The organism is Achromobacter sp. K91 (assembly GCF_003576205.1).
GTDB classification, from domain to species: Bacteria; Pseudomonadota; Gammaproteobacteria; order Burkholderiales; family Burkholderiaceae_B; genus Achromobacter; species Achromobacter aegrifaciens.
On record NZ_QWFB01000044.1, the window covers coordinates 30,657 to 49,494 of the forward strand.

The window sequence follows — 18,838 nt, forward strand, 5'->3', positions numbered from 1 at the left end:
CGACTTTGCCTGGCCGGCGCATCTCCCGCCCGCGGGATTCCTTTCAGACAAGGTCATGACGATGCTGAAGCCATCCAAGGCACACGCTTGGTGCATAGCGGCTGCGCGCCAAGTCAGAAAGGCGCTGTGCGTGGCGCTTTCCAGTTTGCTCCTGTTCCAGGGCTGCGCCGCGCCGCTAGCCGGCGAACACCGCAAGCCGCTCCCCGACGCCGAAGGCCGCGCCGCATCCGCCAGCATTGCCGTTCAGGACCGGGCGCGGGCGAAGGATCCAAGCGCGGCCGCGGCCAGCGCGCCTATCCCCGGCGGCATGGATCCCGCGCCCGATCTGGAGGGACGCCCCTTGCCCGCCAATCCCAACCAAATGGCGAGCGCGGACGCCAGGTCGACGGCCAGCGGCAAGGCCATCGGTGCAGCCCAGCAAGCGGCGGAAAGCTGGCTGCGCCAGTTCGGCACGGCCAGGCTGGACCTGCTGGGCAGCTTCCATGGCGGCGCTCTGGATATGTTGTTCCCGCTGCGCGATTCCGGGACGAGTCTGATTTTTTCCCAATTCGGCGCGCGCCGGACCAATCTGCTGCAAGAGTCATATCGGACCACGGTCAACCTCGGGCTGGGCTACCGCCATTTCGGCGATGGCTACATGGCTGGCGTCAACGCATTCCTGGACCAGGACGTGTCGCGCGGCCATCGGCGCCTGGGTCTGGGCGGCGAATGGTGGGCGGATTATCTGAAGCTCAGCATGAACGGCTATTTCCGGCTGAGCGACTGGAAGCGTTCGCCCGATGCGCGGGACTATCAGGAACGCCCGGCCAGCGGCTGGGACATCCGGACCGAAGGCTATCTGCCGCAGTATCCGCAGTTGGGCGGCAAGCTGATGTTCGAGAAGTACTACGGCGACGAGGTCGGGCTGTTTGGCGCCAGCAACCGGCAAAGAAATCCCAGCGCCTGGACCCTGGGCGTTTCCTATACGCCGGCGCCGCTGGTCACGCTGGGCCTGGACCATCGCATGGGGCAGGGCGGGCAGTCCGACACCAGCTTCAAGCTGGGCCTGAAGTACGCGCTTGGCGTGCCTTTGGCCAAGCAGTTGCAGCCGGGTGAAGTCGCGCGCAGCCGCAAGCTGGCCGGCATGCGCATGGATCTGGTCGAACGCAACAACGAAATCGTCCTGGAATACAAGAAGAACGATCCCATGACGATACAGCTGCCGGCGGCTGCTTCCGGATATCCTCGGACGGCCCTCAGCTTTCCGGTAACGCTGACGGGCGCGGATGCCGCGCCCCGGATCGAATGGTCCGGTTCCGCGGCGCCGTTTGCGATGCCATACAGCGGCGGCGCGTCCGCATCGCTGATGCTGCCCGACTACCGCAGCGGCGGCATCAACAGCTATCAGCTGATGGCGTCCGCTACGGATGTGCACGGCCGCAAGATCAGGTCCAACGTCATGACCGTGAGCGTCAACCCGCTCAGCGTCAGCGTCGCGCGTTCCAAGGCCGCCGCCATGGCGGACGGCGTGGACAGCGTCCGATTCACGGCCCAGGTTCGCGGCGTCCAGGCCGAACCCATGGGGGGGCGCACCGTCACATGGGTACTGCAGGGGGCCGGCACGATCCGGGAGTCTTCGGACCGCACCGATGCCGATGGCGTGGCGTACGCCCTGGTCAGCAGCACTGTCTCGGGCACGATCGGGGTCGAGGCAATCGAGGCGCAAGGGTTCAAGGGCAGGAGCGAGGCAGAGTTCCTCGAAGCGCCGGGCACGGCCAGCGTGGCGCTGCTCGTTGCGCAGCCCGCGTCCATTCTTGCAAACGGCAGGGACAAGACTGTATTGAAGGCGACAGTCAAGGACGGCAAGGGCAACGCAGTGGGCGCGGGCGTCGCGGTGAACTGGACCGCCACCGGCGGGCGGCTTTCCAGTAACAGCAGCAATACCGACGCGAGCGGCATTGCCGTGGCGGAACTGCTGTCCGCCACTGTTCCAGGCCTTGCGGCCATCACCGCCAGGGCCGGAGCCGAGGATCCGGGCAAGACGGGATCCGTCGCATTCCTGCTCGATGCATCCGATGCCCAGGTGCTGCGGCTCACGCCAAGCAAGACCACCGCCCTGGCCGATGGCCTGGACACGGTGACCTTCACCGCCACCGTCGCGGATGGCCGAGGCAATCCGGTGGGAGCGGGCGTCGCCGTCAACTGGGGCGCCAGCTTGGGCACGCTGGGCGCCGCTTCCAGCAACACGGACGCGAGCAGCCAGGCCACGGTCGTACTGACCGCGCCGACCGCGGCTGGCGCGGCGACCGTCACCGCCAGGGCCGCAAGCGGCGACCCGGGCAAGACCGCCGCGGTCGCGTTCGTCGCGGATGTCGCTAACGCGCGCGTCGTCCAGCTCACGCCCAGCCAGGCCAGGGGCACGGCCAATGGCGCGGATGCCGTGGTTTTCACCGCCATGGTTGAAGACGGCCGCGGCAATCCGGTGGGGGCGGGCGTCACCGTCAACTGGAGCGCCAGTCTTGGGACGCTCGCCGCTACCAGCGTCACCAACGCCAGCGGCCAGGCTTCCGCCTTGCTGATCGCGCCGATCGTTCCCGGCACGGCAACCGTCACGGCCCGGGCGGCGGATGGCGATGCCGGCAAGACCGCGTCAGCCGTCTTCGCGGCAGACGAACTGAGGGCCCGCGTGGCCGCGCTAAGCCCAAGCAAGACCACCGGCCTGGCCAACGGCACTGACACCGTCACACTCACGGCCACGATCGATGATGGCAGAGGCAATCCGTTGGGGGCGGGCATCGTCGTCAACTGGAGCGCCGATCGGGGCTCGATAGGCGCTTCCAGTATCACCAATGCCAGCAGCCAGGCCACCGTCGTCCTGACCGCGCCTACCGCGACCGGAGCGGCGACTGTTACCGCCAAGTGCGCGCCGGCCCGCCAGGCGAAGAGCGCCGGCGGAGATCCCGGCAAGACCGCCGCCGTCGATTTCATCGCTGACGCCTCCAGCGCCCACGTCATCGAGCTGGCCGCGAGCAAGACCGACGCGGTGGCTAACGGCGCCGATACCGTGACCCTCCGGGCCGTCGTCGTCGACAAGCAAGGCAATCGGGTGGGCGCAGGTGTTACCGTCAACTGGAGTACAAGTCTGGGCCAGCTCCCGGCGGCCACCACGACCGATAGCAAGAGCGAAACCTCGGCCGTCCTGATCGCGCCGACTTCCACGGGCGTCGCGACGGTTACCGCCAAGGCTGCGGGCGGCGATGCGGGGCAGGTGGTGTCTATCACCTTCATGGCCGACGCGTCGACCGCCCGTGTGGCGACAGTCGCGGCGAGCAAGACGAGCGGCTTGGCCGATGGCACGGATACCGTGACCTTCACGGCCACGGTTGCGGACGCCAAGGGCAATCCGGTGGGCGCGGGCGTCCCGGTCAACTGGGGCGCCAGTCTGGGCACGCTGGCTGCGACGGTCAGCAAGACCGACGCCAACAGCCAGGCCTCGGCTGTATTGACCGCGCCGACTGCGGTGGGCACGTCGACCGTCAACGCCCGGGCCGCGGGCGGCGACGCGGGCCAGACTGCCACGATAGCCTTTACGGCCGACGCTTCCAGCGCCCGAGTGGTTAGTTGGGCGTTCAGTAGCAATAGCTCGCCGGTACGGGCCAATGGCGTAGACGCCATTATCCTCAGGGCCCACGTGAAAGACGCCATGGGCAATCGCGTGGCCGGGGCGACGGTCGACTGGACCACCAGCCTGGGCAGCCTTGCTAGCGCGACAAGCGTTAGCGACGTCACTGGCGAGGCTCTTGTCAAGCTGGTGTCCACCACCGCCGGTGAAGTTGTCGCCACGGCCAAGGCAGGGGCGGCGGATCCGGGCAAGATCTTGCGCGTGGGTCCCTTCGTGGCCGATCCCGCCACCGCCCGCGTGGTCGTGCTTACGCAAAACAAGACCAATGGCGTCGCCGATGGCGCAGATACGGTGAGATTTACGGCCACGGTACAGGACGCACACGGCAATGCGATGATGAGGTGGGACGTCAACGGCACGCCGAGGCCGCTCGACATTCCCGTCAATTGGACCACTTCCGGCGGCAGGTTGGCCGCAACTGCCAGCAGCACCGATGAGACCGGCAAGGCCACAATGGTATTGACCGCGCCGAAGGTTGCCGGCAGCGTGAATGTCACCGCCATGGCCCCTGGGCGGGATGCGGGCCGGACAGCCAGCGTGACCTTTGCGGCCGCCACGCCCCGCACCCGCGTCGGCAGCGCTTCGGCCAGCAAGACCAGCATCGTGGCCAATGCCCGCGATACCGTGATCTTCACGGCGGTAGTGCTGGACGGCAACGGCAATTCAGGAGGCGCAGGCCACGTGGTCAACTGGAGCACCGATCTTGGCACGCTGGAGGCGTCATCCACCAGGACCAACGCCAAGGGCGAGGCCACGGTTGTGCTGACGGCGGGAAAGCTCGCGGGGCAGGCCACGGTGACTGCCAAGACGGGCGCAGACGATTCGGGCCGTGCCTTCCGCGTGGCATTGACCGCTGATCCGATAACCGCCCGCGTCGCTTCCTTGGCCAGCAGCAAGACCTCTGCCCGGGCTGACGGTCAGGAAAAGCTGATCCTTAAGGCGACGGTGAAGGATGCCAACGGCAATCTGGAGGTCGCGGGCGTCACGGTCAACTGGCGGACCAACCTCGGCACGCTGGCCTCGGCAACCAGCAGTACGGATAGCAATGGCGTTGCCACGATGGAACTGCGCGCGCCAGGCGCTCCAGGTATCGCCGTGCTTACCGCGAGGGCAATCGCGGCGGACGGGGGCAAGACCGTGCGCGTGGAGTTCATATCGTCGAGTACGATCCCGCCGCGGCCATGGCAATGAGCAGGCATGTGCGCGGATACATGCGGGACTGCCGTCATGAACGGACTTGCGGCCGAACAGTAGCGGCGCATGCCCGCCAGCGCCGCCTACTGCTTGGCCTTCCAGTCGCGCAGTGCGCGCATGGTGTTGGCCACGTGGGAGTCCGGATTCATGTCGGTGTATTCATACAGGATCTTGCCTTGCGGCGAGATCACGTAGGAGATGCGCTGCGCGTACTCGGGACGCTTGTCGTGGACCGCGTCGTAGGCCTTCATGATCTTGCCATCGCCGTCGGCCGCTACCGCGAACTTGCCGCGGCATTCGCTGACCGAGAACTTGTTCAAGGTGTCGATATTGTCGGTCGACACACCGATGACGGTAGCGCCCAGGGACTTGTAATCATCGGTGGCTTCGGCGAAGTTGTGCGCCTCTATCGTGCAGCCCTGGGTGAACGCGGCGGGGAAGAAATACAAGACCACCGGACCTTGCTTGAGCGCCTCGCTCAGCGAGAACGTGTAGACCTTGCCGCCCAGCGATGCCTGGGTGCTGAAGTCCGGGGCGGGCGCGCCCACGTCCAGCGCGGCCTGGGCCGAGGGACCGGCCAGCAGGCCGCAGAGGAGTAACCAGGGGGCAATGCGCTTCATCGGAATCTCCAGGAATTTCAGGGGCCGCGCGGCAACGGGTCTACTGTAGCCGTGCAGGAGGCGAGGGTCCAGTAAGCGGCGCGGCGGCGTCGCCCGTCCTAGTCGCGTCCGGAGCCGCCGCGGCCATTCCCGTTGCCATTGCCGTCTCCGCGCGGTTGGTCGCGCTGCTGTTGTTGACGCGCCTGCTGCTGGGCCTGCTGGTCGCGCTGCTGTTGTTGACGCGCCTGCTGCTGGGCCTGCTGGTCGCGCTGCTGTTGTTGACGCGCCTGCTGCTGGGCCTGCTGGTCGCGCTGCTGCTGTTGACGCGCCTGCTGGTCGCGTTGCTGCTGCTGGCGTTCCTGCTGCTGGGCCTGTTGGTCACGTTGCTGTTGCTGACGCGCCTGTTGCTGGGCCTGCTGGTCGCGTTGCTGTTGCTGGCGTTCCTGCTGCTGGGCCTGTTGGTCACGTTGCTGTTGCTGACGCGCCTGCTGATCGCGCTGCTGTTGCTCTCGCGCCTGTTGCCCCTGCGGCTGCTGGGGGCGGCCTGTCTGCCCGGCAGACATATCGCGTCCGCGTTGCATGTCGCCGTGGTCCGCGTTGTTCCGGTCAGCGCCGCCGCGGTTATCGCGCCCGTTGTTGTCCTGGCCGCGGTCGCGTCCGTCGCGTCCATTGTCCGGACGCTGGCCTTCATGCGGCCGGCCATTGGATTGATGGTCCACGTAGGCCTGGGGCGGCCGGCCCTTGTTGTGGTCGTAGAACTGAGCCCGGTTATTGCCGGCGTCGCGCGCGTAGCCGCGCTGTATGTCGGTCTGCGGAGAATGGCGGTCCTTGCGCGCGGCAAGTTCGCGCGGGTCCGCGTTGCGCCGGATGCCGGATGGGCCGCCGTGGTAGCTGACGCGGCGGTTGTCCACGTTGTTCACGACCACGGTGTGGTTATAGACATTGGTCACGCGCGTGACGTTCACGTTCGTGACGGAACGGTTGTAGTAGAAGCGGTCGCGCTTCCAGTAACCGCCCACATAGCCCAGGCCGTTGTAGCCAAAGCCGTAGTTGATTCCGCCATAGAAGCCCACGTGTGGACCCCAATAGCCGGGGGTCCAGAGGTAGATGCCATTGCTGAAGCCCCAATAACCGGGTGTCCAGAGCGCGCCGGCATAGGGCGCGAGCACCCATGCGCCGGGTACCCAGAAAAACCCGTAGCGGTTCAGGCTCCAGTAGCCCGGCACCCACATATAGCCGTCGGCGGGCGCTGGCGGCTGGACATAGACGGGTAAGGGCGGGGGCGGCTGGGGGCTGCGGTCCACCAGCGCCAGGTTGGCGTTGGCGGGATCGCCGTCGTCATAGACGGGCGCGGCGGGCGCCGGCGGCGGCTCATAGGTCTGCGCCGCCACGCTGGCACAGGCAGCCATCAGGACAGCCGCGGCCAGAGGGCGCGGGCGCAGGATCCGGGAACAGGTATTCATGGTTTTTCCTTGGCGCAACGGGCGCGCGGATCAATAGCCACGATAGTAGTAATGGGGGGCTGGATACGCCGGGTAGTAATAATGCGGCGTGTAGTAGACCGGCGCGGGACGATAGTGCGCGGGCCTGGCGGGTACGACCACGCAACCGGTCAAGGCGCTGGTCATGGCCAGCATCAGCAATAGGCTTTTCTTCATTTTGCGACTCCTGCCGAGCGCCTGGCGTGGTTCACGCCTTTTTTGCGCTCGTCAGGATTAGGCCACAGGCCGGTCTCCACGGTTCTGCACTGTAATCGTTCCGAAACAGCTTTCCGGTGACGGATATTTGCGCCTGCGTGACCGTCGATGTCGTTCGTATCAATGTCCGCGCAAAAGAAAAGGGGCCGCCTCGGCGACCCCCTCATAGCGCGTAGCGCCGTGTTACGGCTGTCAGTTCCAGCGGCCGCCGTTACCGGCGAGGCTGAAGCGGCCCGCGCCCATGAAGGCGATGGCCAGGCCGGTGAACAGGAACATGCCTTGCAGTTCCAGCGCCCAGCCGCCGTTGTTGGTCATGCTGCTGATCTGGCCGGAGTGGGCCAGCAGGATGGCGACGACCATGTTGATGGCGATCAGCAAACCGCCCAGGCGGGTGTAGATGCCGACGATGAGCAGCACGGGGGCGAGGATTTCGCCGACGTAGGCGCCATAGGCGAGGAAGCCGGGCAGGCCGTGCGAGGACAGCATGCCGCTGATGCCGCCGACGCCGCCGCCGGTCAGTTTGAACAGGCCATGCAGCAGAATCAGAATACCGAGGGTCAGGCGCAGGATCAGCTTGCCGGTGTCGTCGGATTTGATCATGGTGAGTTTCTCATCTATTGGTTGAAAGGGGACCGCGGCCGTTGGAACAGGGCGCGAGCCTTTGGTTCCGCGCCCCGGTGATCGCGGGCAGGGCGGCCGCCGGGGCAGGCCGCGCCATTATTGCAAAACCCGAGCAAAACCATCAAGTTTTTGTCGCCCGCCGACACTCAGAACTCTTCCAGATAGCGCATGCGGAAGCGCCGGCCCTTGATATTGCTGTTGGACAGACGCGAGAACGCCTGCTTGGCGATCTGCCGGTCCAGCGCCACATAGGAGTTGAATTCGGTGATGTTGATCTTGCCAACCTGCTCGAACGTCAGGCCGCCGTCGCCGGTCAGCGCGCCCAGCAGGTCGCCCGGGCGCAGCTTGTCCTTCTTGCCGCCCTGGATGCACAGCGTGATCATGGGCGCGCGCAAGGGACGATCGGCCTTGGGCCGCAAGGCCTTGATGTCGCCCCACACCAGCGGCGCGCCCTGATACTGCTCGATCAGGTTGGCCCAGCGCATCTCCTCGGGCGAGCACAAGCTCAGCGCCAGGCCCTTTTGTTCGCCGCGGCCGCTGCGGCCGATGCGGTGCACGTGGACCTCGGTGTCCTTGGTCACGTCGACGTTGATCACGGCGCCCAGGTTCTGGATGTCCAGGCCGCGCGCCGCCACGTCGGTGGCCACCAGCACGGCGCAGCTGCGGTTGGCGAACTGGATCAGGATTTCATCGCGCTCGCGCTGTTCCAGGTCGCCGTTCAGGGCCTGGGCGCTGATGCCTTCGGCCTGCAGCCGTTCCACCAGGTCGTGGCTGCGGATCTTGGTGTTGCAGAAGGCCAGCGTGGATTCGGGGCGGAAGTGCGCCAGCAGGCGCGTCACTGCGTCGAGCCGGTCCTTTTCGTCGATTTCGTAGAAGATCTGCTCGATGCGGCTGGCGTCATGCTGCGCCTCGACCTTGACCTCGGCGGGATTGCGCAGGAAGCGGGCGCTGAGCTTGCGGATGTTGTCGGGATATGTTGCCGAGAACAGCAGCGTCTGGCGCTTGGTCGGGCAATGCGAGGCGATGGCCACGATATCGTCATAAAAGCCCATGTCGACCATGCGGTCGGCCTCGTCCAGCACCAGGGTGTTCAGGCCCGACAGGTCCAGGCTGCCGCGCTCCAGGTGATCCTGGATCCGGCCGGGCGTACCCACCACCAGGTGCGCGCCGCGCGCCAGCGATTCGGCTTGGGGACGGGCGGCGGCGCCGCCGCACAGGGTCAGGATCTTGACGTTGGCGATCTGGCGGGCCAGCCGGCGCAACTCCTGTGCGACCTGGTCCGCCAGTTCGCGCGTGGGGCAGACCAGCAGTGCCTGTGGGGTCAAGCGCGCGGGATCGAGCTTCTGCAGCACGCCCAGGCCGAAGGCCGCGGTCTTGCCGCTGCCGGTCTTGGCTTGCGCAATGAGGTCGCGGCCTTCCAGGATGAGCGGCAGGCTCTGGGCCTGGATGGGTGTCATCTGCTCGAAGCCCAGGCTCTTCAGGTTGTCGAGCAGGGCGGGCAGCAGGGGCAGGGAGGTAAAGGAAGTGTCGGTCACGATAGAAGAGTGTCGCTTTCTGCCCGGCATCGGCCTGGCGGCAAAAGGAAGGGGCGGCTGCGTCATGAGGCAGGCGCGCGTACGCCCAAGAGTGTAATGCCTGCGGCCGATGGCCCTTGCAACAAAGGCGGAACATAGCATTCCAGACGCGCCCCTGGGCGGGCGGGAGCCGCCGGCCGCTAGGCGTCAGGCCCGTAGGTGCCGGCCAGCGCCCGGGCGGCCTCTTGCATGCGCGGCAACCAGGCGCGCGCGCCTTCGATGGACAGCCGGGCCACCGGTGCGTGCAAGGCGACCGCGGCGATGGCGCGCGTGCCATGCAGAATGGGCACCGCCATGCAGACGATGCCCAGCAGGAATTCCTCGCGGTCGAAGCTCGCGCCTTCCTTCTTGATGGTGCGCAGTTCCTGTTCCAGCGCGGCCACGTCGCACAGCGTGTTGGGCGTGTAGCGCGGCAAGGGCGCCGCGGCCAGCAGCCGCTGGCGCGCCTCGCGCCGCATGTGGGCCAGGAACAGTTTGCCGCTGGCCGAGCAATGCAGCGGCACGCGCGAGCCCGATTGCAGGTTCACCCGCAGCGGCCAGGCGGTTTCGACGCGGTCCAGGTAGATGACCTCGTCGCCGTCCAGCATGGTGCAGTTGCAGGTTTCGCCGATTTCGTCGACCAGGCTGTCCAGGATGCGGTGGCGTTCGCCGCGCAAGGGTGAATTCAGCAGGGTTTCACGTGCCAGCGCGCTCAGGCGCGGGCCGCTGACGTAACTTTTGCCGGCGGGCTCGCGCAGCAGCATGCCGGCGTCGACCAGCCGCGACAGGATGCGCAGCACGGAGGGCTTGGGCAGGCCGGTGGCGTCCGTCAGCGCAGCCAGCGATACCGGCTGCCCCGAGCGGGCGACCTGTTCCAGCAGGGTCAGCGCGCGCAGCGCTGCGGAGGATTCGTCTTTCATCTTTCAATAATTGAAGATTCGGCGGCTTGCTGCGCATCGTCGCACGGATTTTGCAGAAAATGAAACGCCATGGGCTGGGAACGGGCAGGTTTCTGCTGCAGTATCGGATCATGCCGGCCCAGATGCAATCCGACACCGCCGGCCTGCCAGGAGAGAGACCATGAGCAGCAAGCAACACATGACCCCCAGCGAAGCGTTTGTGGAAACGCTGGTCGCGCAGGGCGTCAAGGACGTATTCGGCATCGTCGGCTCGGCCTTCATGGACGCGCTGGACCTGTTCCCGGCGGCCGGCATCCGCTTCGTGCCGACGGTGCACGAGCAGGGCGCCGCGCACATGGCCGACGGCTACTCGCGCGTGACGGGGCGCCACGGCGTCTGCATCGCGCAGAACGGCCCCGGTATCACCAATTTCGTGACCGGCGTGGCGGCGGCGTACTGGGCGCATAGCCCGGTCGTGGCCATCACGCCCGAGACCGGCACCGCGGGCATGGGGCTGGGCGGCTTCCAGGAAACCGAGCAGTTGCCGATCTTCTCGCGCATCACCAAGTACCAGGCCCATGTGAACCGGCCCGACCGCATGGCGGAATTCACCGCCAAGGCCTTCGACAATGCGCTGGCCGAGCGCGGTCCGACGCAGTTGAACATCCCGCGCGACTATTTCTACGGCGAGATCGACGTGGCCATTCCGGAACCGCGCCGCATCCGCCGCGGTCCGGGCTCGGAAGAGGACCTGGAGGCGGCTGCGCAAATGCTGGCGCAGGCCAAGTTCCCCGTCATTGTGGCGGGTGGCGGCGTGCTGTTCTCGGAAGGGCAGGCCGAATGCGTGGCTCTGGCCGAACTGCTGGGCGCGCCGGTGGTCACCAGCTACCTGCACAACGACGCATTCCCCGCCAGCCACCCGCTGTGGTGCGGCCCCTTGGGCTACCAGGGCGCCAAGGCCGGCATGAAGCTGCTGTCGCAGGCCGACGTGGTGCTGGCGCTGGGCACGCGCCTGGGACCCTTCGGCACCTTGCCGCAGCACGGGCTGGACTACTGGCCGCAGGGCGCGCGCATCATCCAGGTGGACGCCGACCACCGCATGCTGGGCCTGGTGCGTCCGGTGTCGGTGGGCATCTGCGGCGATGCCAAGCCGGCGGCTGCGGCGCTGGCGGGCAAATTGCGGGGACGCGAGATCGCTTGCGCCGCCACCAAAGGTGGCCGCGCCGAACAGATCGCGGCGCAGAAGGCCGAATGGGAAAAGGAACTGGACAGCTGGTCGCACGAACGAGACGACTGGAGCCTGGACATCATCGAGCACGGCGGCGGCCGCATGCATCCGCGCCGCATGCTGCGCGAGCTGGAACGCGCCATGCCCAAGCATGTCATGGTGTCCACCGACATCGGCAACATCTGCTCGGTGTCCAACAGCTATCTGCGCTTCGACGAGCCGAACTCCATGCTGGCCGCCATGAGCTTCGGCAATTGCGGCTACGCCTTGCCGGCGCTGATCGGCGCGAAGCTCGGCCGGCCCGACCGTCCGGCCGTGGCCTACGTGGGCGACGGCGCCTGGTGCATGAGCTTCCAGGAATTGCTGACCTGCGTGCGCGAGAAGATACCGGTGACGGCCGTGGTGTTCCACAACGGCCAATGGGGCGCGGAAAAGAAGAACCAGGTGGACTTCTACGGCCGCCGCTTCGTCGGCAGCAACCTGAAGAACCCGAACTTTTCGGAGTTGGCGCGGGCCATGGGCGCGGAAGGCATCAGGGTGGAGCATGCCGACCAGGTGGGCGCCGCCTTGCAGGCCGCATGCAAGGCGCAGTCCGAAGGCAAGACCACCGTGCTGGAGATGATGGTCAGCCAGGAACTGGGCGACCCGTTCCGCCGCGACGCGCTCAAGCAGCCGGTACGCTTCCTGGACAAGTACAAGCAGTACGTGAACCAGCCTTTCCATCCGGGCGAGGTGCCGCTGTCGATCGATCCGGCCAAGCGCTGATCGCGCAGCGTGCGTCCGGCGTGGCGGCGGCCGCGCCGGATTTCTTCCGCCAGGCGCCGCGGATCTCCGCGGCAGGAGCAGACAGAAATGGAAAGCGATCGCTTGTTCGAGCCGCTGCGCAATGCCGCGCTGTCGGCCGGCCGCTTGCGCACTGCGGTAGCGTATCCGCTGTGCCCGACCAGCCTGGGCGCGGCCGTGCAGGCGCGCGACGCCGGCTACATCGAACCGGTGCTGGTCGGCCCGGCCGCCAGGCTGCGCGTCCTGATGGCGGAACTGGGGCTGCGCGACAACGAAGTGGAAGTGTTCGACACGCCGGATGACGAGTGCCAGGCCGCGCGCGCGGCGGCGGCGCTGGCCCGGGACGGCGCGGTGCGCATGCTGATGAAGGGCAGCCTGCACACGGACCACTTCATGTCGGCCGTGGTGGCGCGCGACGCCGGCCTGCGCACCGATCGGCGCATCAGCCACGCCTTCGTGATGGCGGTGGCGGCGTACCCCAAGCTTTTCATCCTGACCGACGCGGCCGTCAACATTGCGCCCACATTGCAGGAGAAAGCCGACATCGCGCAGAACGCCATCGACCTGGCGCGCGCGCTGGGCGTGGACCGCCCCAAGCTCGCGGTGCTGTGCGCTACGGAGTCCGTCAATCCTTCCATGCCCGCCACGCTGGACGCGGCGGCCCTGTCGAAGATGGCGGACCGCCAGCAGATCCGCGGCGGCGAGATCGACGGCCCCTTGGCCTTCGACAACGCCATCTCGCGCGAGGCAGCCGATCAGAAGGGCATCGTCTCGCGCGTGGCGGGCGATGCCGACATCCTGCTGGTGCCCGATATCGAGGCCGGCAACATGCTCTACAAAGAGCTGACCTGGCTGGCCGGCGCAGGTACCGCCGGACTGGTGCTGGGTACGCGCGTGCCTGTGCTGCTGACCAGCCGCTCCGATTCCATGCAGGCCCGCGTCAACAGTTGCGCAGTCGCTTCGCTGTACGCGCGGGCGCTGGCAGCCTGAATCCTGACCGTCCGCGGGGCTGGCTCCAAAAAGTCCGGCGGTTTGGTACTAAGCCTGGACCAGCAGGCTGGATACGCTAGCCCCAAGGCCATCCGATGAATGGCTCGTGACACTGGACATCAAGGGGTAGAACATGCGCAGCGCAAAAAAATGCCTGACCACGATACTGACGGCGTTGGCCCTTGCGGGCGGGGCCATGGCTGCGGACGCGCCCAAGTCCGGCGGTACGTTGGTGATAGGGTCGACGCAGGTGCCGCGGCATCTGAACGGCGCGGTGCAGTCGGGCATCGCAACCGCCTTGCCCAGCACGCAGCTGTTCGCCAGCCTGCTGCGCTACGACGCCGAATGGAAGCCGCATCCCTATCTGGCGCAGTCCTGGGAACTGGCGCCGGACGGCAAGTCGCTGACCCTGCATCTGCGCAAAGATGCGGTATTCCATGACGGCAAGCCAGTGACTTCGGCCGACGTGGCGTTCTCGGTCATGGCGGTCAAGAAGAACCATCCGTTCCAGACCATGTTCGCGCCTGTCGAGGCCGTGGACACGCCGGATCCCTACACCGTGGTGCTGCGCATGAGCAAGCCCCATCCGGCCATCCTGCTGGCGCTGTCGCCGGCCCTGATGCCGGTGCTGCCCAAGCACATCTACGACGATGGACAGGACCTCAAGAGCCATCCGCGCAACTCGGCCGACGTGGTCGGATCGGGTCCGTTCAAGTTCAAGGAATTCAAGCCGGGCCAGGAAATCGTGCTGGAGAAGTTCGACAAGTTCTTCCTGCCCGGCAAGCCCTACCTGGACCGGATCGTGGTGAAGATCAATCCCGACGCCACCAATCTGCTGATCGGGTTGGAGCGCGGCGACATCGGCGTGTTGCCCTTCATGACCGAGCCCACCATCCTGCGGCGCGCCAAGGAAAATTCCGCCATCGTCATGACCAGCAAGGGCTATGAGGGCATAGGCGCCCTGAGCTGGCTGGCTTTCAATACGGCGCGCAAGCCCTTGAACGACGTGCGGGTGCGGCAGGCCATCGCCTATGCCACCGACAAGGGCTTCATCACCAAGGCGCTGAACGCGGGCTTCGCCAAGCCCGCCGACGGGCCTATCATCGGCACCAGCCCGTTTGCCACGCAGGATGTGGCGAAGTATCCGCTGGACCTGAAGAAATCCGAGCAACTGCTGGAAGAGGCAGGCTACAAGAAGGACGCCAAAGGCGAACGCCTGTCGCTGACGGTGGACTACATGCCGGGTTCCGACGTGCAGGGCAAGAACGTGGCGGAATACCTGCGCAGTCAGTTGAAGAAGGTCGGCATCGCGGTGCAGGTTCGCGCCTCGCCTGATTTCCCGACCTGGGCCAAGCGCATCGCCGGCAAGGATTTCGACATGACCACGGACATCGTCTTCAACTGGGGCGATCCGGTGATCGGCGTGCACCGCACCTACCTGTCCAGCAATATCCGCGACATCATCTGGACCAACACGCAGTCCTATTCCAACCCCAAGGTGGACGAACTGCTGGAACAGGCCGGCACCGAAACCGACGCGGACAAGCGCCGCGCGCTGTACGCCGAATTCCAGCGCCTGGTCACGGCCGACGTGCCCATCGACTTCCTCACGGTCATTCCGTACCACACCCTGTCGCTGAAGAAGGTGCACGGCCTGCCGGACGGCATCTGGGGCGTTATATCGCCCATGGACGACACCTACCTGCAGTAGGGTGGAGCCGCCATGACGCGCTATCTCTTGCGCCGCCTTGCCTATGCGCTGGTGCTGCTGCTGGCCGTGGTGACGCTGAATTTCCTGCTGATCCACATCTCGCCGGGCGATCCGGTCGAGACCATTGCGGGCTCCATGGGCGGCATCAGCGAAGAACTGCGTGCGCAGCTGCGCGCGCAGTACGGGCTGGATAAGCCCTTCCTGACGCAACTGGGCATCTACCTGATGCAGGTGCTGCGGGGCGACCTGGGCTATTCCTATTTCTTCAACGTGCCGGTGGCGCAGCTGATCTGGGACCGCGTGCCTGCCACGCTGCTGCTGGTGGTGACCTCGGTGCTGAGCGCGTTCCTGGCCGGCACGCTGCTGGGCACGCTGGCCGCGCGCAAGCCCAATGGGCCGCTGTCGCAAGGCATCACGCTGTTGTCGGTGGTGGGCTACTCCGCGCCGGTGTTCTGGACGGGCATCATCCTTATCATCCTGTTCGCCTCGGCGCTGCCGATCTTCCCGGTGTCGGACATGCGTTCCGCCGGCGGGCCGCAGGACGGCTGGGCGGGTGTGCTGGACGTGCTGCATCACCTGGTGCTGCCGGCCTTCACCCTGGCCTTCGTCTACCTCGCGCAGTACAGCCGGCTGGCGCGCGCCAGCGTCATGGAGGCGCTGTCGGCCGACTACATCCGCACCGCGCGCGCCAAGGGCTTGCCGGAACGCTCCGTGCTCTACAAGCACGCGCTGCGCAACGGCGTGCTGCCGGTGGTGACCATGCTGGGCCTGCAGTTCGGCAACGTGCTGGCCGGCGCGATCCTGGTCGAGACGGTCTTCAACTGGCCCGGGCTGGGCCGGCTGGCGTTCGACTCCGTGCTCAGGCGCGACTATCCCACGCTGCTGGGCATCCTGCTGTTCGCCTCGCTGCTGGTGGTCGTGATGAATCAGCTTACCGATCTGGCCTATCGCCTGATCGATCCCAGGATCAAGACCTCATGAGCCAGACTCCTCCCGCCGTATCCATCGCCGCCATGCAAGGCCAGGCGGCGCGGCCGCCGGCCCGTCCGTCGTACGAGGCCTTGCGGGTATTCGCGCGCAATCCCGCGGCGCTGGCAGGCGTGCTGCTGCTGGCCGCCATTCTGGCCGTGACGCTCTTTGGGCCCATGATCATGGAGGCGGATCCCTTCGAGATCGCCGGCGCTCCCATGACGCCGCCGGGCGCGGACGCGCTGCTGGGCACCGACTACCTTGGACGGGACGTATTGACCGGCATGGTCTATGGAGGCCGAGCCACCTTGCTGGTCGGCGTGGTGGCGGCCGTGCTGTCCATGGCCATCGGGCTGACGGTCGGCGCGCTGGCGGGCTATTACGGCGGGTGGATCGACGAAACCCTGATGCGCATCACTGAATTCTTCCAGGTGCTGCCGACCCTGCTGTTCGCCATGGTGCTGGTTACGCTGTTTTCGCCGTCGCTGGCGACCATCGCCATCGCCATCGGCGTGGTCAGCTGGCCGGGCACGGCGCGGCTGGCGCGCGGCGAGTTCCTGCGCCTCAAGCGCCGCGAGTACGTGCTGGCCGAGAGGGTGATAGGCGCGGGCGACGCGCGCATCATCTGGCGCGTGATCCTGCCCAACGCGCTGGCGCCGCTGATCGTGTCGGCGACGCTGGCGATAGGCACGGCGATCCTGTTCGAGGCGGGCCTGTCGTTCCTGGGGCTGGGCGACCCCAACATCATGAGCTGGGGCTTGATGATAGGCAGCAATCGCCCCTACATCCTGACCGCGTGGTGGGCGGTGACCCTGCCGGGCGCCGCCATCTTCGTGACCGTGCTGGCCGTCAGCCTGATCGGCGACGGGTTGAACGACGCGCTCAACCCGAACTCGCGGGGGCGGGCATGAACGCCGCGCTGCAGGCGCCCGTGCTGGAGGTCGACAGCCTGAGCCTCGAGTTCCAGTCGCGCGGCCGTGTCGCCGAGGTGCTGAGCGCGGTGAGCTTCGACTTGAACCCCGGCGAAACCCTGTGCCTGGTGGGCGAGTCCGGCTGCGGCAAGAGCATGACGGCGCTGGCCATCATGCGGCTGATACCAGCGCCGGGGCGCATCGGCGGGGGCTGCGTGCGCCTGCGCGGCGACGACCTGGCCGGCCGCGACGAGGAGGCCATGCGCCAGGTGCGCGGCAACAAGATCTCCATGATCTTCCAGGAGCCCATGACGGCGCTGAATCCCGTGTATACGGTCGGCGACCAGATCGCGGAGCCCCTGCGGCTGCATCAGGGCCTGAGCAAGAGCCAGGCGCGCGAGCGCGCCATCGAAATGCTGAAGTCGGTGGGCATCCCCTTGCCGGAGCGGCGCGTGGACGATTATCCGCACCAGATGTCCGGCGGCATGCGGCAGCGCGTGATGATCGCCATCGCGCTGGCCTGCGATCCGGATGTGCTGATCGCCGACGAGCCGACCACGGCGCTGGACGTGACGGTTCAGGCGCAGATCTTCGACCTGCTGCGCGAACAGCAGGCGCGGCGCGGCACCGCGGTGCTGCTGATCACGCATGACATGGGCGCGGTGTCGGAGATGGCCGACCGGGTCGTGGTCATGTACGGCGGACGGGTGGTGGAGCAGGGCGGCGTGCGCGAGATCCTGGCGCAGCCCCGCCATCCCTATACCCAGGGGCTGATCGCCTGTCTGCCGGAGCTGGACCGCGAGCCCGACGACGTGCGCCCGGACCTGCCGGAGATTCCCGGCGTGGTGCCTTCGATCTGGGAGCGCGGCGCGGGCTGCCCCTTCATGGAACGTTGCGGGCAGGCCATGGCGCGCTGCCGCGACGCGTTTCCGCCCCTGACCCGTGTAGGCGAGGGGCAGGAAGTCGCCTGTTGGCTGTATCCGGAGACCGCGCAATGACGTCACCGCAATCTTCCGCCTTGCTGTCCGTGCGCGATCTTGCCGTGCATTTTCCCATCGGCGGGCGTGGCCGCGACGGCAAGCCGGTGGTCGTGAAGGCCGTGGACGGCGTGTCCTTCGAGCTGCAGCGCGGCCGCACGCTGGCGATCGTGGGCGAGTCCGGTTCGGGCAAAACCACCACGGCCTTGTCCGTGCTGCGGCTGGCGGACCCGACCGCGGGCTCCATCCACTTCGACGGTACGGACATGACGGCGCTGAACGGCTCCGCCCTGCGCCGCATGCGCCGCCGCGTGCAGCTGGTGTTCCAGGATCCGTATTCCTCGCTCAATCCGCGCCAGCGGGCGGGCGACATCGTGCGTGCGCCGCTGGACCTGATGGGCATCGATCCGCCCGGCGGACGCGAGGCGCGCGTGGCCCGCATGTTCGAACTGGTGGGCCTGCGCCCGGAGCAGCGGCAACTGTTTCCGCACCAGTTTTCCGGCGGCCAGCGGCAGCGGCTGAACGTGGCGCGGGCGCTGGCCAGTGCGCCGGACCTGATCGTCTGCGACGAACCGGTGTCCGCGCTGGATATCGCCATCCGCGCGCAGATCCTGAACCTGCTGCGGCGCATTCAACGCGAGCAGGGCCAGTCGTTCCTGTTCATCTCGCACGACATGGCGGTGGTGGAGCACATCTGCGACGACATCGCCGTCATGTACCTGGGCAAGATCATCGAGCAGGCCACCCGCAACGCCTTCTTCACGCGGCCGCTGCATCCCTACAGCGTCGCCCTGATGTCGGCGGTGCCGACCGTGAAGGGCGGGCGCGAGCTGGCCGCGCGCCGCGTGCGGCTGGCGGGCGATCCGCCCAGTCCGGTCGATCCGCCGCCGGGCTGCCGTTTTGCCGGACGCTGTCCGGCCGCGCAGCCGCTCTGTACCACGCGCGAACCCGGCTTGCGCGAAGTCGCGCCGGGCCACCGCGTGGCCTGCCATTTCGTCGAATCCCGCGATGGCGTCCTGGCGTCGCCGCTGCAGGGATGAGCCCA

Annotated in this window: 14 protein-coding genes; 8 read left to right on the forward strand and 6 right to left on the reverse strand. The window is 67.1% G+C overall.

Features of this window, described 5'->3' with window-relative positions:
• The first annotated feature begins 130 nt into the window (after positions 1-130).
• Positions 131-4,852, forward strand: coding sequence for an Ig-like domain-containing protein (locus DXK93_RS21970; protein WP_158598568.1), 4,722 nt, complete (start codon positions 131-133; stop codon positions 4,850-4,852).
• A gap of 86 nt (positions 4,853-4,938) precedes the next feature.
• Here DXK93_RS21970 and DXK93_RS21975 read toward each other — a convergent pair whose 3' ends face one another.
• From DXK93_RS21975 to DXK93_RS21995, 6 genes are all read right to left on the reverse strand, one after another.
• A complete protein-coding gene (locus tag DXK93_RS21975; protein WP_119451100.1) occupies positions 4,939-5,475 on the reverse strand; it encodes a peroxiredoxin in 537 nt (178 codons plus the stop codon).
• A gap of 98 nt (positions 5,476-5,573) precedes the next feature.
• Complete coding sequence (locus tag DXK93_RS21980; protein ID WP_119451101.1) at positions 5,574-6,917, reverse strand: BcpO-related WXXGXW repeat protein; 1,344 nt, start codon at positions 6,915-6,917, stop codon at positions 5,574-5,576.
• Positions 6,918-6,947: 30 nt separating this feature from the next.
• Positions 6,948-7,112, reverse strand: coding sequence for a hypothetical protein (locus DXK93_RS32175; protein WP_166738291.1), 165 nt, complete (start codon positions 7,110-7,112; stop codon positions 6,948-6,950).
• Positions 7,113-7,343: 231 nt separating this feature from the next.
• On the reverse strand, positions 7,344-7,751 hold the full coding sequence (locus DXK93_RS21985) for a DoxX family protein (RefSeq protein WP_054456781.1): 408 nt from the start codon (positions 7,749-7,751) through the stop codon (positions 7,344-7,346).
• Between the two features lie 167 nt (positions 7,752-7,918).
• On the reverse strand, positions 7,919-9,307 hold the full coding sequence (gene dbpA, locus DXK93_RS21990) for an ATP-dependent RNA helicase DbpA (protein ID WP_119451102.1): 1,389 nt from the start codon (positions 9,305-9,307) through the stop codon (positions 7,919-7,921).
• Between the two features lie 179 nt (positions 9,308-9,486).
• Positions 9,487-10,245 carry an IclR family transcriptional regulator gene (locus DXK93_RS21995; RefSeq protein ID WP_054456783.1) on the reverse strand — a complete coding sequence of 253 codons (759 nt, stop codon included), beginning with the start codon at positions 10,243-10,245 and terminating at the stop codon, positions 9,487-9,489.
• A gap of 160 nt (positions 10,246-10,405) precedes the next feature.
• On the opposite strand from DXK93_RS21995, the gene xsc reads away from it, so the two are divergent.
• From xsc to DXK93_RS22030, 7 genes are all read left to right on the forward strand, one after another.
• Complete coding sequence (gene xsc, locus DXK93_RS22000) at positions 10,406-12,217, forward strand: sulfoacetaldehyde acetyltransferase (protein WP_054456784.1); 1,812 nt, start codon at positions 10,406-10,408, stop codon at positions 12,215-12,217.
• An 87-nt stretch (positions 12,218-12,304) separates the two neighbouring features.
• A complete protein-coding gene (locus DXK93_RS22005; RefSeq protein ID WP_119451103.1) occupies positions 12,305-13,225 on the forward strand; it encodes a bifunctional enoyl-CoA hydratase/phosphate acetyltransferase in 921 nt (306 codons plus the stop codon).
• 133 nt (positions 13,226-13,358) lie between these two features.
• A complete protein-coding gene (locus DXK93_RS22010) occupies positions 13,359-14,936 on the forward strand; it encodes an ABC transporter substrate-binding protein (protein ID WP_054456786.1) in 1,578 nt (525 codons plus the stop codon).
• 12 nt (positions 14,937-14,948) lie between these two features.
• On the forward strand, positions 14,949-15,917 hold the full coding sequence (locus tag DXK93_RS22015; RefSeq protein WP_054456787.1) for an ABC transporter permease: 969 nt from the start codon (positions 14,949-14,951) through the stop codon (positions 15,915-15,917).
• On the forward strand, positions 15,914-16,816 hold the full coding sequence (locus DXK93_RS22020) for an ABC transporter permease (protein WP_119451104.1): 903 nt from the start codon (positions 15,914-15,916) through the stop codon (positions 16,814-16,816). The genes DXK93_RS22015 and DXK93_RS22020 overlap by 4 nt, the downstream gene beginning before the upstream one ends.
• Positions 16,813-17,814 (forward strand): ABC transporter ATP-binding protein, encoded by a 1,002-nt coding sequence (locus DXK93_RS22025; protein WP_054456789.1) that lies wholly within the window; start codon positions 16,813-16,815, stop codon positions 17,812-17,814. The genes DXK93_RS22020 and DXK93_RS22025 overlap by 4 nt, the downstream gene beginning before the upstream one ends.
• Entirely contained in the window at positions 17,811-18,833 is a 1,023-nt protein-coding gene (locus tag DXK93_RS22030) for an ABC transporter ATP-binding protein (protein ID WP_054456790.1), read from the forward strand. Before DXK93_RS22025 ends, DXK93_RS22030 begins: the two co-directional genes overlap by 4 nt.
• The last annotated feature ends 5 nt before the right edge of the window (positions 18,834-18,838 follow it).

Coding starts and splice junctions, on each gene's coding strand:
- DXK93_RS21975 (WP_119451100.1), bottom strand. CDS start 5,475: ATGAAGCGCATTGCCCCCTGGTTACTCCTCTGCGGCCTGCTGGCCGGT.
- DXK93_RS21980 (WP_119451101.1), bottom strand. CDS start 6,917: ATGAATACCTGTTCCCGGATCCTGCGCCCGCGCCCTCTGGCCGCGGCT.
- DXK93_RS32175 (WP_166738291.1), bottom strand. CDS start 7,112: ATGAAGAAAAGCCTATTGCTGATGCTGGCCATGACCAGCGCCTTGACC.
- DXK93_RS21985 (WP_054456781.1), bottom strand. CDS start 7,751: ATGATCAAATCCGACGACACCGGCAAGCTGATCCTGCGCCTGACCCTC.
- DXK93_RS21995 (WP_054456783.1), bottom strand. CDS start 10,245: ATGAAAGACGAATCCTCCGCAGCGCTGCGCGCGCTGACCCTGCTGGAA.
- xsc (WP_054456784.1), top strand. CDS start 10,406: ATGAGCAGCAAGCAACACATGACCCCCAGCGAAGCGTTTGTGGAAACG.
- DXK93_RS22005 (WP_119451103.1), top strand. CDS start 12,305: ATGGAAAGCGATCGCTTGTTCGAGCCGCTGCGCAATGCCGCGCTGTCG.
- DXK93_RS22010 (WP_054456786.1), top strand. CDS start 13,359: ATGCGCAGCGCAAAAAAATGCCTGACCACGATACTGACGGCGTTGGCC.
- DXK93_RS22015 (WP_054456787.1), top strand. CDS start 14,949: ATGACGCGCTATCTCTTGCGCCGCCTTGCCTATGCGCTGGTGCTGCTG.
- DXK93_RS22020 (WP_119451104.1), top strand. CDS start 15,914: ATGAGCCAGACTCCTCCCGCCGTATCCATCGCCGCCATGCAAGGCCAG.
- DXK93_RS22025 (WP_054456789.1), top strand. CDS start 16,813: ATGAACGCCGCGCTGCAGGCGCCCGTGCTGGAGGTCGACAGCCTGAGC.
- DXK93_RS22030 (WP_054456790.1), top strand. CDS start 17,811: ATGACGTCACCGCAATCTTCCGCCTTGCTGTCCGTGCGCGATCTTGCC.